Origin of the sequence: Novosphingobium sp. B 225, assembly GCF_002198665.1 — a bacterium.
Lineage (GTDB): Bacteria > Pseudomonadota > Alphaproteobacteria > Sphingomonadales > Sphingomonadaceae > Novosphingobium.
The window spans coordinates 52987-66514 of record NZ_MWLM01000031.1; the positions used below are offsets into that span (position 1 = coordinate 52987).

General features: G+C 64.2%; 11 protein-coding genes. 4 read left to right on the forward strand and 7 right to left on the reverse strand.

From position 1 onward, the window contains the following. Positions 1–37: 37 nt before the first annotated feature. From MNBBLIKP_RS04480 to MNBBLIKP_RS04490, 3 genes are all read left to right on the forward strand, one after another. Positions 38–1738, forward strand: a complete 1701-nt coding sequence (locus MNBBLIKP_RS04480; RefSeq protein WP_088307892.1) for a GGDEF domain-containing protein — start codon at positions 38–40, stop codon at positions 1736–1738. Between the two features lie 80 nt (positions 1739–1818). Then, complete coding sequence (gene cobS, locus MNBBLIKP_RS04485) at positions 1819–2811, forward strand: cobaltochelatase subunit CobS (RefSeq protein ID WP_088307942.1); 993 nt, start codon at positions 1819–1821, stop codon at positions 2809–2811. Between the two features lie 5 nt (positions 2812–2816). Beyond that, positions 2817–3341 (forward strand): thioredoxin family protein, encoded by a 525-nt coding sequence (locus MNBBLIKP_RS04490; RefSeq protein ID WP_088307894.1) that lies wholly within the window; start codon positions 2817–2819, stop codon positions 3339–3341. A 115-nt stretch (positions 3342–3456) separates the two neighbouring features. Here the strand turns inward: MNBBLIKP_RS04490 and MNBBLIKP_RS04495 are convergent, their stop codons facing one another. The 4 genes from MNBBLIKP_RS04495 to fmt all read right to left on the reverse strand — a co-directional run bounded on the left by MNBBLIKP_RS04495 (position 3457) and on the right by fmt (position 9723). Next, positions 3457–6744, reverse strand: a complete 3288-nt coding sequence (locus MNBBLIKP_RS04495; RefSeq protein WP_088307896.1) for an amidohydrolase family protein — start codon at positions 6742–6744, stop codon at positions 3457–3459. A 94-nt stretch (positions 6745–6838) separates the two neighbouring features. Then, positions 6839–7945, reverse strand: a complete 1107-nt coding sequence (locus MNBBLIKP_RS04500) for a zinc-binding dehydrogenase (protein ID WP_088307898.1) — start codon at positions 7943–7945, stop codon at positions 6839–6841. 42 nt (positions 7946–7987) lie between these two features. Then, positions 7988–8734 (reverse strand): tRNA pseudouridine(38-40) synthase TruA, encoded by a 747-nt coding sequence (truA, locus tag MNBBLIKP_RS04505; RefSeq protein WP_088307900.1) that lies wholly within the window; start codon positions 8732–8734, stop codon positions 7988–7990. Positions 8735–8817: 83 nt separating this feature from the next. Beyond that, on the reverse strand, positions 8818–9723 hold the full coding sequence (fmt, locus tag MNBBLIKP_RS04510) for a methionyl-tRNA formyltransferase (RefSeq protein WP_088307902.1): 906 nt from the start codon (positions 9721–9723) through the stop codon (positions 8818–8820). A gap of 40 nt (positions 9724–9763) precedes the next feature. Here fmt and recR point away from each other — a divergent pair, with 40 nt between their 5' ends. Next, entirely contained in the window at positions 9764–10360 is a 597-nt protein-coding gene (gene recR, locus MNBBLIKP_RS04515; protein ID WP_088307904.1) for a recombination mediator RecR, read from the forward strand. Between the two features lie 63 nt (positions 10361–10423). On the opposite strand, the gene MNBBLIKP_RS04520 is transcribed toward recR, so the two are convergent. From MNBBLIKP_RS04520 to MNBBLIKP_RS04530, 3 genes are read right to left on the reverse strand one after another with little or no spacing between them, the layout of a single operon-like run. Next, complete coding sequence (locus tag MNBBLIKP_RS04520) at positions 10424–10954, reverse strand: nuclear transport factor 2 family protein (RefSeq protein WP_088307906.1); 531 nt, start codon at positions 10952–10954, stop codon at positions 10424–10426. Continuing rightward, positions 10951–12417, reverse strand: coding sequence for an acyl-CoA carboxylase subunit beta (locus MNBBLIKP_RS04525; protein ID WP_088307908.1), 1467 nt, complete (start codon positions 12415–12417; stop codon positions 10951–10953). Before MNBBLIKP_RS04525 ends, MNBBLIKP_RS04520 begins: the two co-directional genes overlap by 4 nt. Beyond that, positions 12417–13478 carry an alkene reductase gene (locus tag MNBBLIKP_RS04530; protein ID WP_441339265.1) on the reverse strand — a complete coding sequence of 354 codons (1062 nt, stop codon included), beginning with the start codon at positions 13476–13478 and terminating at the stop codon, positions 12417–12419. Before MNBBLIKP_RS04530 ends, MNBBLIKP_RS04525 begins: the two co-directional genes overlap by 1 nt. Positions 13479–13528 lie beyond the last annotated feature (50 nt).

The window sequence follows — 13528 nt, forward strand, 5'->3', positions numbered from 1 at the left end:
AACCCCTTTTTGGCCAATTTTGTTTAGAGGTTGCCCGATGGGGAATGCGATCCGCCTCACGATGCGGCTTTTGGCTGCACTGGTGCTTGCGCTGGGCGCGGGCGGCGTGGCGCATGCTGCGGTGCCGGTAAGCTCCTGTGTCTTCCCGCTCGATCAATCCCAACCGGGCGCTGCCAAGCTGATTGCACAGGCTACTCCGGTTGCTTGCGCCGCGGATCCTCACACGCTTGGCTCTGGAAATTATGGCGTCAGACTGAACTTCGCCCCGCAATTGGTCGATCCGGCTGACCCACTGGTGCTTCGGCACACAAGCGTTTGGCAAAAGGCTGAACGGATCGTGTTCCGGTATGGGGACGGTTCCACGGCCGAACTGCGCTGGGATTCCTCGAGTGCGGCGCGATATATGACAATTGGCGCGCAGCTTGAATTCCCGGTTCCCGTCCGCGCCGCGCCGCTCACCGGGGCCTATCTCGAGATCACGGGAAGTGCCAACTGGCGCGGTGTCCTGATCGGGGCGGGCCTGGGCAAACGGAGCGAGGCGGACCGCGAACAGACTTGGTTGACAGCATTGTATGCCGCGTTCGGGGGTCTGGCGCTGGCACTGATCGTTTACAACATGGCGCTTTGGTCTGCACTGCGGCAGCGGTTCCAGCTCTATTACTGCGCAATGGTTGCGGGGCTTGCGGCCTATACCTTTACTTCATCTGGCGCGGTGCTGCTGGCGTTCCCGTGGCTTGATAACAACGATCGGTTGCGGATCAATTATCTGTTGCTGGTGCTGACCGGGATCGCGGCGTTCCGCTTCATCGTGGATTATTTTGGGCAGGAAATGCTGTCCCGGCGGCTGCGCAACCTGATCGCAATACTGGGTTACGCCGCTCTGGCGGTGGCGGTGGCATTTGCCGCGCTGGCCCCTTGGCAAGGGCATGTGCTTGATACTGCCTACTTCGCCCTCGGTGGGCTCTGGCTGTCGATGCTGGTGCCGATCCTGGTTCAGGCGTGGCGGGCCAGGGCAAAGCATTTCTGGCTGTTTGTGCTGAGTTGGAGCGCGCCGGTTAGCGCTTCGCTTGTCCGGGCGGCTTATGGTCTGGGCCTGATCGAATACAGCTTTTGGCTCGACAACGGGAACATGATCGCGCTGTCGATCGAATCGCTGTTTTCAACCCTTCTGATTGTCGCCCGGTTGCGTGATATCAGCGCAGAGCGCGATCTGGCTCGCGCAGGAGAACGAACCGCGATGCGGCTGGCCAATTCCGATCCGCTGACTGGCCTGCTCAACCGCCGCTCGTTTCTGGATCTGGCGATCGGGCGCGAACACCCGCAACGTTTGCTGCTGGTCGACATCGACCATTTCAAGGCGATCAACGATCGTGTCGGCCACCACAACGGCGATGAAGTGCTGTGCGAAGTGGCCAGGGCGCTGCAGGCAGTTCGACCTGCGGAAAGCCTTGCCGTGCGTTTGGGCGGAGAGGAATTCGCCCTGTTGATCCCCTGCGCTCGCGCCCATGAATGCCGCCCGGAACAACTGCTGGACGCCGTACGCAGTCACCCGATGCCGCTGGGGACGAAGGTCACGGTCAGCCTGGGCTTTGCTGAAGGTGCCGTGGCAACCCATGAAGACTGGAAGCGGTTGTATCGGCTGGCCGATGCCGCGCTCTACCGGGCAAAGGCTGATGGGCGGGACCGCGCCTGCCGTGCGACAGGGTTCGCCTCTGCACCGCCCGCCCGAATTGCCTGACCCCTATCCCCAGCCGGGTCGCATTTTGCAACGCAAAGCTTATTGCACCGCCGCGCGCGCGCGTATAGGCGATGCGAGCGATGACCCAGACTTCTGATAGCCAGCTCGACACCCGCAATAACACCGTGCTGTCCGCTCCGGACCGCGAAGTGGACGTGCGTGAAACCTTCGGTATCGATATCGACATGAAGGTTCCGGCCTTTTCGGTGGCGGACGAACGTGTGCCCGATATTGATCCTACCTATGTGTTCGATCCGGACACCACGCTGGCGATTCTGGCCGGGTTTGCCTTTAATCGCCGCGTGATGGTGCAGGGCTATCACGGCACCGGCAAATCGACCCACATCGAACAGGTCGCCGCCCGGCTGAACTGGCCGTGCATCCGTATCAACCTGGATGCGCATATCAGCCGTATCGACCTGATCGGGCGCGATGCGATCGTGTTGCGTGACGGGCTGCAGGTCACCGAATTCCGCGAAGGGCTGCTGCCCTGGGCGCTGCAGCACCCGGTTGCACTGGTGTTTGACGAATACGACGCGGGCCGTCCGGACGTGATGTTTGTGATCCAGCGCGTGCTGGAAACCGAAGGCAAGCTGACCTTGCTTGACCAGAACCGGGTGATCCGCCCGAACCCCAACTTCCGCCTGTTCGCCACAGCCAACACGGTCGGGCTGGGCGATACCAGCGGCCTCTATCACGGCACGCAGGCGATCAACCAGGGGCAGATGGACCGCTGGAATATCGTCGTCGGGCTCAATTATCTGCCCGCCGCGGTGGAAAGCGAAATCGTGCTCAAGAAGACCACCGGTGTCGCCGATGACGTGGTCGACAAGATGGTCAAGGTCGCCGATCTGACCCGTCAAGGCTTCATCGGCGGCGATATCTCCACCGTGATGAGCCCGCGCACCGTGATCACCTGGGCGCAGAACACCGCGATCTTCAAGGATCCCGGCTTTGCCTTCCGCCTCTCGTTCCTCAACAAGTGTGACGAGACAGAGCGGATGCTGGTGGCTGAATACTACCAGCGCGTGTTCGGGCAGGACCTGCCCGAAAGCGTGGTCGGCAAGGCCTGACGCTGATGTTTGCCTGCCTCGCGCCGCTGTTGCTGGTGGCGGGGGCCGCTCCGCCCGAAACTGCCTCGCCGGCCAAGGACGAGACATGCAAGGTTGAGCCGCGCAAGCCGATGGCCAGCGCGACCCATTTCTATCCCGCCGATGCCGATGCCAGTGCTGCAGTGGATGCCGCACTGGCCGATGCGGCCAAGGGGCAGAGGATCGCCCTGATCGTGTTCGGGGCGGATTGGTGTCATGACAGCCGCGCGCTGGCGCGGGTGCTGACGGGCGACGCATTCAAGGCCGAGTTCGCCGAACGCTATTCGGTGACCTTCATCGACGTCGGCAAGCCCCAGACCGGGGAAGGGCGCAATCTCGAACAGATCGCCCGGTTCGGGGTGAAGCGCCTCAAGAGCACGCCCGCGATGTTTGCTGTGGGTGCGAAGGGCAAGGCGATCAACGGCAAGAAGGATGCGCTGTCCTGGCGCAGTGCGGACAGTCGGGGTGATGCCGCAGTGTTGGCGTGGCTGCGGGGATTGGCGAAGCGCTGACTCCCTCTCCTCTTCAGAGGAGCGCCCGGGGGATGGTGGCGGCACGCGACCACATCGCCTGAACCGCACCACCTTCAACCCCCTCCTCTAAAGAGGAAGGGGCTTTGGTCAGGCTCTACCCGTCATCCGAATCTGCATGTGCCGTTTCCCCGCCGCTAGCAGGGCCGGACCAGCCGCTTGCGCCGTCCTTGCCCTCCCACCAGTATGCCGGGCGCAGCCTTGTGCCGGTCAGTTCCTCGTTCAGCGTGGCCGCATCCATCAGGCGGCCGCCGATCATCACTTTGGAGACTTTTTCCGAATTGCGGATATCCTGTGTGGGATCGGCATCGAGCACCACCATGTCCGCCAGCTTGCCTGCTTCGAGCGAGCCGACGTCTTGATCGTACCCCAGCGACCGCGCGCTTTCGATTGTGCCGGCACGCAAGGCCTCAACCGGGGTCATCCCGCCGCGCACGAACGACCACAGTTCCCAATGCGCGCCGATCCCGGCTTCCTGTCCGTGCGCGCCGATCGAAACCGGCACGCCCAGCTTGGCCAGCTTACGCGCCTCGCGCGCACTGTTGCCATCGCGGTAGTCCTCTTCGGGCGCGAGGGTGCGACGCGCGCTGCCGGCGGTCAGCAGGGCGGATGGCTCATGTTTCTGCAGCAAGGGCTGCTTCCACACTTCGGTATGCGAACGCCAGTATGGATCGCCCGCCGGGCCGCCATAGGTGACCACCAGTGTCGGCGTATAACCGGTCTTCGATTTGCCGAAGAACTGCAGCACATCGTCATAGAACACGTCGAGCGGCAGGTTGTGTTCGATCGTGGTGTTGCCGTCGGCGATCAGGGACATATCGAACCCGAACAGCGATCCGCCTTCGGCCACTGAGCGGATGCCTTCGGCAAGAGCAGCGGCGGTCACTTGCTGGCGCTGGTCGCGGCGCGGCTGGTTATAGTTCTTCAGGCTGTGCGCGCCCTGTGCCTTGAGGCGGCGAACGTGCTGCAAGGCATCTTCGTAGGAATTGATCTCGGCATAAACACCGTTCTGCTTGGCGCCATAGACGATCTCGGCAGTCGAGAACGTGCGGGGGCCGATAACTTTGCCCGCGCGGACCATGTCGAGATTGGGGAAGGCGGTGCGTGCGCTGCTTGAGGGGTCATGCCGGGTGGTCACGCCCAGTGCCAGGTTGACCATTTCGACCCAGTTGGCCTGCGGGGTGATTTCATCCACTCCCAAGGGGCCATGGGCGTGGGCATCGACCAGCCCGGGGATGATGGTCTTGCCGCTGGCGTCAAGTGTAGGGGTGCCGGGCGGGACCGTCACTTCGCCGCGCTTGCCAACTGCCTTGATCCGGTCACCTTCGATCAACAGCACGCCGTCATCGATCACGCCGCCATCGGCCCCGGCCATAGTCACTACCCGCGCACCAACCAGCGCGACACGCCCGGTGGGTTTGTCGGCCTTGACTGTCATCGAGAGCGAAATGCCAACCTTGGGTGGGGTGTATGTCGGCTTGGCGTCCTTGGCGGCAGGCGCATCGGCGAACAGTACGGCGCGTTCGGCGGTATAGACCACCGGGCCCAGCGACCAATGGAGCCGCTTGCTGTCTCCGCTCCAATGGATCCAGTCTGCGCCGTTCTCGCTCGCCTTGGTCACCGGCAGTCCGCCGCTCTTGGTGCCGAGCGACACTTCCTGCGTTCCCGGCAGCAGCGGGGTCACGAACGCCTGATAGTTCTGGCGGAAGGCCAGGGCCTGCCCATCGGGCGAAATGCTGTAATCGTTGACCAACTCGCCCTTGGCATGGACGCGGCGCGCTTCGCCATTCAGATCATAACTGACAATCGAACTGTCCTTACCGCCTTCAAACACGAATACCCGATCACTGCCCGCGCCAAACTGGGGCGAGCGGCCATTCTCGGTGATCCGCACTGCGGCTCCGCCAGTGGCAGGCACCCGGTAGATTCCCGGCTCGCTGCCACCGCGCGGGCTGGTGAGGTAACCGCCGCCATCCTTTTCAAACACCACCAGCTTGCCGTCGGGCGAAAAGCGCGGGTGGGCATAGTGGCCGGGTTGCTGAGTGAGGGCCGTGACCTTGCCGCCGCCTGCGCCAATCACTTGTACCGAGCCCAGTCCGGCATCGGTCCAGCGCACGAAAGTGATCTTCTTGCCGTCCGCCGACCACGATGGATAGGCCTCCATCGCTTCGGCATCGCCGGTCAGGCGGCGCGGCTCACCGCCGCTCGCGCTCTTGAGCCACAGCTTGCCCAGTGTTTCGAACACCACCGTCTTGCCATCAGGCGACATTTGCGCGCCGCGCGGCATTTTGGTTTGGAAACTGTCCGGCGCAACGGCGACGGGCGGACGCGGCGGATCGATCACGCTGCGGCTGTCGGCGATGCGGAACGGGATCACACTCGCTTTGTCGCTGGCCGTATCGACCCGGTTGAGTTTGCCCCCGGCCCAGAACGCCAAACTGGCCGAATCCGGCGTCCAGGCCATATTGGGATAGACGCCCGTCACCGCCCAGGTTTCCTGCACGTCCTGATCGAGCGCGTCATAGACCTTGCGGTCGGTGCCGGTCGCCAGGTCGCGGACATACAGCTTGGACTTGGTCCGCTCGCGCCGGACATAGGCGATTTTTTTGCCATCGGGCGACGGGGTGGGCCGCACCGCGCCGCCTTCACCGCCGATCACGCTTTCGCTTTTGCCCGTATCGAGATCATAGCGCTCAACTTCGAACAGCTGCCCGTTGCTGTCCTGCGCATATTCGAACACCGGCCCCGGTGTGGTATTTTTGGTATAGTAGATGTGCTTGCCATCCGGCGCAAAGATCGGCTCGCCCAGTTCTTTCTGGTGCTGCTCGCTCGGCCGCTTGACCAGCAGCACCCCATCGCCGCCCGATACGTGATAGAGCCAGACCTCGCCTGTGCCGAGCGAGCGACCGGTGGTGAAGTGCTTTTTGGCGGAAATGAACCGCCCGTCCGGGCTCCAGCTCGGCTGGTTGAGCAAGCGAAAGCTTTCCTTGGTCACTTGCCGCTTATCACTGCCATCGCGGTTCATGATCCAGATATTGTCGCCGCCGCCCCGGTCAGAGGTAAAGGCGATCCGCTTGCCATCGGGGGAAAAGCGCGGCTGGGTTTCATACGGCAGCCCTTCGGCAATCCGCGTCGGGGTGCCGCCCGCAATCGGCAAGGTGTAGATGTCGCCAAGCAGGTCGAAGGCCAACGTCTGCCCATCGGGGCTGACGTCCAGATTCATCCAGGTGCCTTCACTGGTGTCGATCGGAATCTCGCGCAGCTTCATGCCTGGTGGGGCTGCAACGTCCCACTTGGGCGCGTCTTCCGCCAGGGCAGGTGCGGCAACCCCGGTCAGGGCAACGGCAAGCGCGAGGCGCGATGCGGCGCGGATCGATCGGTTCATAAGGCAAGACTCCCTGTTGCGCCCATCATGGACGCCCGCCGAGATTGGTCAACGTCGCGTTCTGCAAACGGCATGGGCCGGGCGGCGAACGGCTTTAGCCGTTCGGCACCACCAGATACTTCTCGCCAGTCCGCCGTGCGTTGTATTCGCTCACGGCGTCCTTGGTCAGCATCTCTTCCAGGCTGACCCGCGCCTTGTAGTGGCTGGCGAAGGTGGTGGTCAGGTCCTTCATCACCCGCGCGCGCATCCGGCCGACCACTTCCATCCCGGCCTTCATCATGAACGGTGTCAGCAGCCATCCGGCCAGATCCCAGGTCAGGCCAAACGCACGGTTGAGAATCGTCGGGCCGATATCGAGCGCGCCATAGATGTAGACCTTCTTGGGTTCGCTCGATCCATACCGGCTGAATGCCGCGCCGCGGCTGGCCGCGGCTTCCATGCAGGTCAAGATCTGGCTGGCAAGCGTGCCGCCACCGATCGGATCAAAGCCCAGCATTGCCTTGGTTTCGGCTATCGCATCAGTCAGCTGTGCCATGAAATCCGGGTCGGTCATGTTGAGCACGTGGGTCGCGCCCAGGTCTTTCAGCAGCTTCACCTGTTCTGTGCTGCGCACGATGTTGACCAGCGGGATATTGTCTTCCTGGCAGATCTTGACCAGCATCTGTCCCAGGTTCGAAGCCGCCGCAGCATGGACGATGCCGGTGTAGCCCTCCAGCTTCATCGTTTCGGTAAAACCGAGTGCGGTCATGGGATTGACGAACGAACTTGCGGCCTGTTCTGCGCTGACATTGTCATCGACCGGGAAAGCCATCTGCGCCTCGGCAATGGCGTAGCTGGCATAGGCAGTGCCCGGCACGCAGGCGATCCGCTTGCCCATCAGATGTTCGGCGCCTTCGCCCGCTGCAACCACTGTGCCGGCCGCTTCGTTCCCCGCAGGCATCGCCATGCCGTGCCGTGCCTTGAATGCACGGGTCGCGCCATCGGGCATCCGGGCCACGACCTTGCCGGGACTATAGACCGCATTGTCGGTATCGGCGCTGGCGAACAGCAGGCCAAGATCCGACGGGTTGATCGGGGTCGCTTCCACCTTGATCAGCACCTGCCCGGGCTTTGGCGCATCCCAGGTCTTGTCATTGAGCTGGACGGTCAAGGTGCCGTCCGCATCGAGCTGGGTGGTCAGTTGCTTGCCGGTAAAGGTCATTGGTCATCTCCCGATTCTTGTTTCAGAATGCAACCTAGTGACTCATTCGCCGGGGTAAAGCGCCCGCACGAAATAGAGTCCATCGCTTGGCGCATTGAGGCCGAGTGTCTGCCGGTCACGGGCCGCCAGCGCCTCAGCCACCTGCGCCTCATCCCAGCGGCCCATCCCGACGAGCGCGAGGCAGCCAACCATCGAACGGACCTGGTGGTGCAGGAAGCTGCGCGCAGCAGTGCGGATCTGAACTTCATCGCCGATCCGCTCTACGTCCAGCCGGTCCAGCGTCTTGATCGGGCTTTGTGCCTGGCAATGGACTGAACGGAAGGTGGTGAAATCGTGGCTCCCGATCAAGGCCTGTGCGGCGCGGTGCATCGCCGCTGCATCGAGCGGCTGGGGCAGCTGCCACAGGCGGTCCCGATCAAGCGTGAGCGGCGCGCGGCGGTTGGCGATCCGATAGACATATTCGCGGCCAATGCAGGAAAACCGCGCGTGCCAGTCATCCGGTTTCACCGCACAGGCCGTGACCGCGATCGGATTGGGTCGCAAGTGGTGGTTGAGCGCCTCCATCAGCCGGAACGGGGCGATGTCCTTGGCCACATCCAGATGCGCCCGCATCGCCAGCGCATGAACCCCGGCATCGGTGCGCCCGGCGGCGTGGAGGGTAACCTGCTCGCCCGTGGTGGCCAACACCGCTTCCTCTACCGCCTGCTGCACGCTGGGGCCGTGGGCCTGGCGCTGGAGGCCGAAGAACGGGGTGCCATCGAATTCGAGGGTGAGGGCGAAGCGGGTCATTTCATTCTCTTGCCGTTCGTGTCGAGCGAAGTCGAGACACCCCGCGCATGTGTCTCGACTTCGCTCGACACGAACGGGCGTCGTTATGACAATAAAGTGCCCGCCGCCACACTGCGCCCGCGCAGCAGTTCGTCCACTTGCATCACCGGCCGCCCCGCGCGCTGGATCAGCACCGGGCGGATTGCCGCGTGCCCGCAAGCCACGGTCAGGCGGTCATCCAGTGTGTAGCCCGCCGCACCCTCGCGGTTTACCACTTCGGCCTTGAGCACGCGGAAGCGCTCGCCATCCAGTTCAAACCATGCGCCGGGGGCCGGGGCAAAGGCGCGGACCTGCCGTTCGACCATTTCGGCGGCGTGAGCAAAGTCGATCCGGCTTTCGGCCTTGTCGATCTTTTTCGCATAGGTCACGCCCAGTTCGGGCTGCACCTCGGCGCGGTGGCTGGGCAGGTCGGCCAGTACCTCCACCATCAGCCGCGCGCCGATTTCGGCCAGTTCGGCAGTAAGTTCACCGGCGCTCTTGTCCTCCACCGGGGTGCGCGCGACGGCCAGCATCGGCCCGGTATCGAGCCCGGCCTCCATCTGCATGATCGTGATGCCGGTCACGCTGTCCCCCGCCAGGATCGCCCGCTGCACCGGCGCCGCACCGCGCCAGCGGGGCAACAATGAGCCATGCACGTTGAGACAGCCCAGCTTCGGCGCATCCAGCACCGCCTGCGGCAGGATCAGGCCATAGGCCGCGACCACTGCCACATCTGCCTCTAACGCGGCGAAGTCGGCCTGCTCGTCCGTGCCTTTCAGCGAAACCGGATGGCGCACCGGCAGTCCCAGTTCCTCGGCCTTGCGCTGAACAGGGCTGGGCATCAGCTGTTTGCCCCGGCCAGCGGGGCGCGGCGGCTGGCTGTAAACGCAGCACAGCTCATGCCCCGCTTCGACCAGCGCGGTCAGCGCCGGGACGGCGAAGTCCGGAGTGCCCATGAATATGATGCGCATCACTTTGCCTTTCGTGAAAGTGCGCCCTATCTGTCCCCCCATGGCATCGCAAGAGATCGAAGCACTGACCACCGCGCTGTCGCGCCTGCCGGGGCTGGGGCCGCGTTCGGCCCGGCGGGCGGTGCTGTGGCTGGTCAAACGCCGCGAAACCGCGCTGGTGGCGCTGCTTTCCGCGCTGGAAGGGGTGCAACAGACGCTGGTTGAATGCCAGACCTGCGGCAATGTCGATACCAGCGATCCCTGCCCTATCTGCAGCGATTCCCGCCGTGACATGCGCTCGCTGTGCGTGGTGGAGGATGTTGCGGACTTGTGGGCGCTTGACCGGGCGCGGTTGTTCGCGGGCAAGTATCATGTGCTTGGTGGTCGCCTCTCTGCGCTCGACGGGGTGCGGCCCGAGGATCTGACGATTGGCAAGCTGCTTGACCGCGTGGCTGCGGGCGGGATCGACGAAGTGGTGCTGGCGATGAACGCCACGCTGGAGGGCCAGACCACCGCCCACTACATCGCCGAACGGCTGGAACAGTACCCGGTACGGATCACCCAGTTGGCGCACGGCCTGCCGGTTGGGGGTGAGCTGGATTACCTTGATGAGGGTACTTTGGCCCAGGCGCTCCGGGCGCGCAGGCCGATGGCCTGATTGCGGGTGCAGCGCCGCATTTCTCCACGGGGAGGGCAGCGGCGCCTTTCAGTCAGGCATGGCTCAGTCGAACCATTCCAGCCACTTGGTCGTATCGCTGCGTTCATCCGGCTTGCGCCCGGTTTCGCGCAGCATGGCGTGGCGGATATCGAGCTGCGGGCTGATCGGGCTGACGATTTCGTAGACCCGGTCATACTCGCTATGGCGGATCTTCCAGCCATCGGCAGTGCGGACATAAGTGTCGTAATAAAGCGATGAACCCATCGTGTCTTCGCCGCGTTCGGGATTGATGAAGCGGTCTTCCAGATACCAGGTGCCCTTGGCGGTGTTATCATCGACAAAGCTGATTTCGGGCGTGTGGCCATGGTGCATGGCGATGACATCGGAATTGAAGCTGGAGGCGACGAATTCCACCATGTCGGCCCGCCCCGAAACCCGCAGGCGATAGCCGCCGCCGCGGTAGTCGACGCTGACATCTTCGGCAAAACAAGTGGCCAGTTCGGTATGATTGCCGGTGTCGATGCAGCGGAAATAGCGCGATTTGAGCTGGCGGATCTCTTCCAGGTCGGACAGCTGCTGCAAGGTAAAGGTCATGGCAGAATTCCCTCGTGATTGCGGGGGGAGAGTTGGCGGCCAGCGCACAGTCGCAGGCCGTGGAGCAGGGCATTGCGCAGTTCGCGCGGATCGATCACCTCGTCATAGGCCATCCGGCCCGACAGGTTCCACGCGCTTGCGGTTTGTTCGGCGAGCGCTCTGGCGGCAGCATCGGGGTCGAGCCCGGCGGCGCTTGCGCCAGCCCCGGCGGGCATCGCGCCCAGGCTGATCGCGGGGAAAGCCAGGCTGACGGTTTGATTGTCAAACGGGTTCATCGCCATGATCGAGCTGCCGAACCCGAAAGCCTTGCGCAGCGTCACGTGCAGCTTTGGCACGCGCGCCCGGTGCTGCGCGGCGAACATCCGGGCAGCGTGGCGCAAGGTTCCGGCGCGCTCGCTGACGCTGCCGGGCATCACGCCCGGCGTATCGGCGAGGAACACCAGCGGCAGCCCATGCGCGTCAGCCACTTCGATGAAATGCGCGGCCTTCTGTGCGGCGGCGGCATCGACTGAACCGGCGTTGACCGCCGGGTTGCTCGCAACAATTGCCACCGCCTGGCCGCCGAGCCGGGCGAGGGCAGTGACCAGCGCACCGCCGTAGTGCGGCTGCACTTCCAGCAGCGATTCCGCGTCGGCCAGCATGGCCAATATCGGCAGCACGGCAAAGGGCACGCGTGGATCGGGGTTGATCAGATCAAGGATCGCGTCAAGCTGGCGTTCGCTCTCTGCAGGTGCCGAAGAGGGGCCAAAGTATGACAGATACTGCCGCGCCAGCGCCACCGCCGAGGCATCGTCCGCCGCCAGATTGTGCGCCACGCCCGAGGCGAGGTGGACCTGCGGGCCGCCCAGCTCTTCCTTGGTCACCACCTCGCCAATCGCGGCTTTGACGATTGGCGGCCCCGCTACGAACAGGCTGGCCTGCGGGGTCATCACCACAAAGTCAGACAGCGGCGCGGTCAGCGCGCCGTGGCCTGCGGATGGACCCATGACGAGGCAGACCATCGGCACTTGGCCTGACAGGCGGGCGAGCCCGTGCAGGTCATTCGGCGCAGGGTTGGCGTGATGGTTGGTCAGCCGGTGCCCGGCGCCTTCCAGCATGAACACCAGCGGCATCTTTTCGCGCGCGGCAAGCTCGGTCAGGCGGTAGCGCTTGCTCGATCCGGCATCGCCGATCGATCCGGCCAGCACGGTGAAATCCTCCACCCCGCACAGCGCCGGGCGGCCTTCGATCAGGCCCGAACCGGCGATCAGGCCGTCAGCGGGCGGGGGCAGGCCATCTGTACCGGGCGCGCCAGCAAGCGTGCCAATTTCGACGAAAGTGCCCGGATCGAACAGCGCTGCGGCGCGCTGGCGGGCGTTCAATTTGCCGTTGGCATGGTGCGCGGCCAGCCGCTCCTCACCGCCCATGGCCCGCGCTGCCGTGCGGCGGCGTTCCAGTTCGGTCAGGATCGGCGCCCAGTCCATCAGGCAGCGTCCAGCGCCGGGTAATCGGTAAAGCCGCGCTCCTCCCCGGTGTAGAGCAGTGCGTAGTCGGGCTTGTTCAGCGGTGCGCCCGCCTGCATCCGTTCGGCCAGATCGGGATTGGCAATATAGGCGCGGCCGAACGAAACCGCCTCGGCCCGGCCTGCTTGCAACAGTTCCTCGGCGCTATCGGCCTTCAGCATGTTGTTGGTGATGATCGGCCCGGACCAGTGTGCGCGCAGGAAAGCCAGCGTATCGAGATCGGGCAGGCCCATATCGACCACATGGAGGAAGGCGAGACCCATGCCGTTTACCGCGTCGAGGAACGGGCCAAAGGTCGCAGCCGGGTCGCTCGGGTCCATCCCGTTATAGGGATTGCCTGGGCTGATCCGCAGACCCACCCGATCCACACCGATTGCCTCGGCCATGGCGGCCAGCACCTGGACCGGAAAGCGCGCGCGGTTTTCGGCGCTGCCGCCGTATTGATCGGTGCGCTGGTTGCTCGCCGGGTTGAGGAACTGGTTGATCAGGTAACCGCTGGCGCAGTGCAGTTCGACCGCGTCGATCCCGGCCATGCGGGCGTTGCGCGCGGCCTGAGCATATTCCTGCGTGACGCGGGCCATATCTGCTTCGGTCATGGCGCGGGGCAGGGCGGTTTCGGTGGGAGTTCCATCGGGACCGGGGACCTTGTCCGGGCAGGCGACGGCGCTGGGCGCGATCACGTCCGCATCAAACCCCCGATTGGCCGGAACCACCACCCGGCCGCAATGCATCAGTTGCATCGCGATCAGCCCGCCGCGCGCGTGCACTGCATCGGCCACTGTGGCCCATCCGGCGATCTGCTCTGCAGAGTGGATCCCGGGGGTGCGCCAGTAACCCTTGCCCTCGGGCGTTGGTTGAACCCCCTCGGTCACGATCAGACCAGCCCCGGCGCGCTGGGTATAGTACTGTGCCATCAGCGCGGTCGGCACGTCGCCGGGCCCGGCCCGGTCGCGGGTCATCGGGGCCATGATCACGCGGTTGCGCAAGTTCAGTGCGCCCAAAGTGACAGGAGAAAACAGCAAGCCTGACATTCGCATCCTCTAAGCAATTTATTCGTTTGACCGCGATTTGC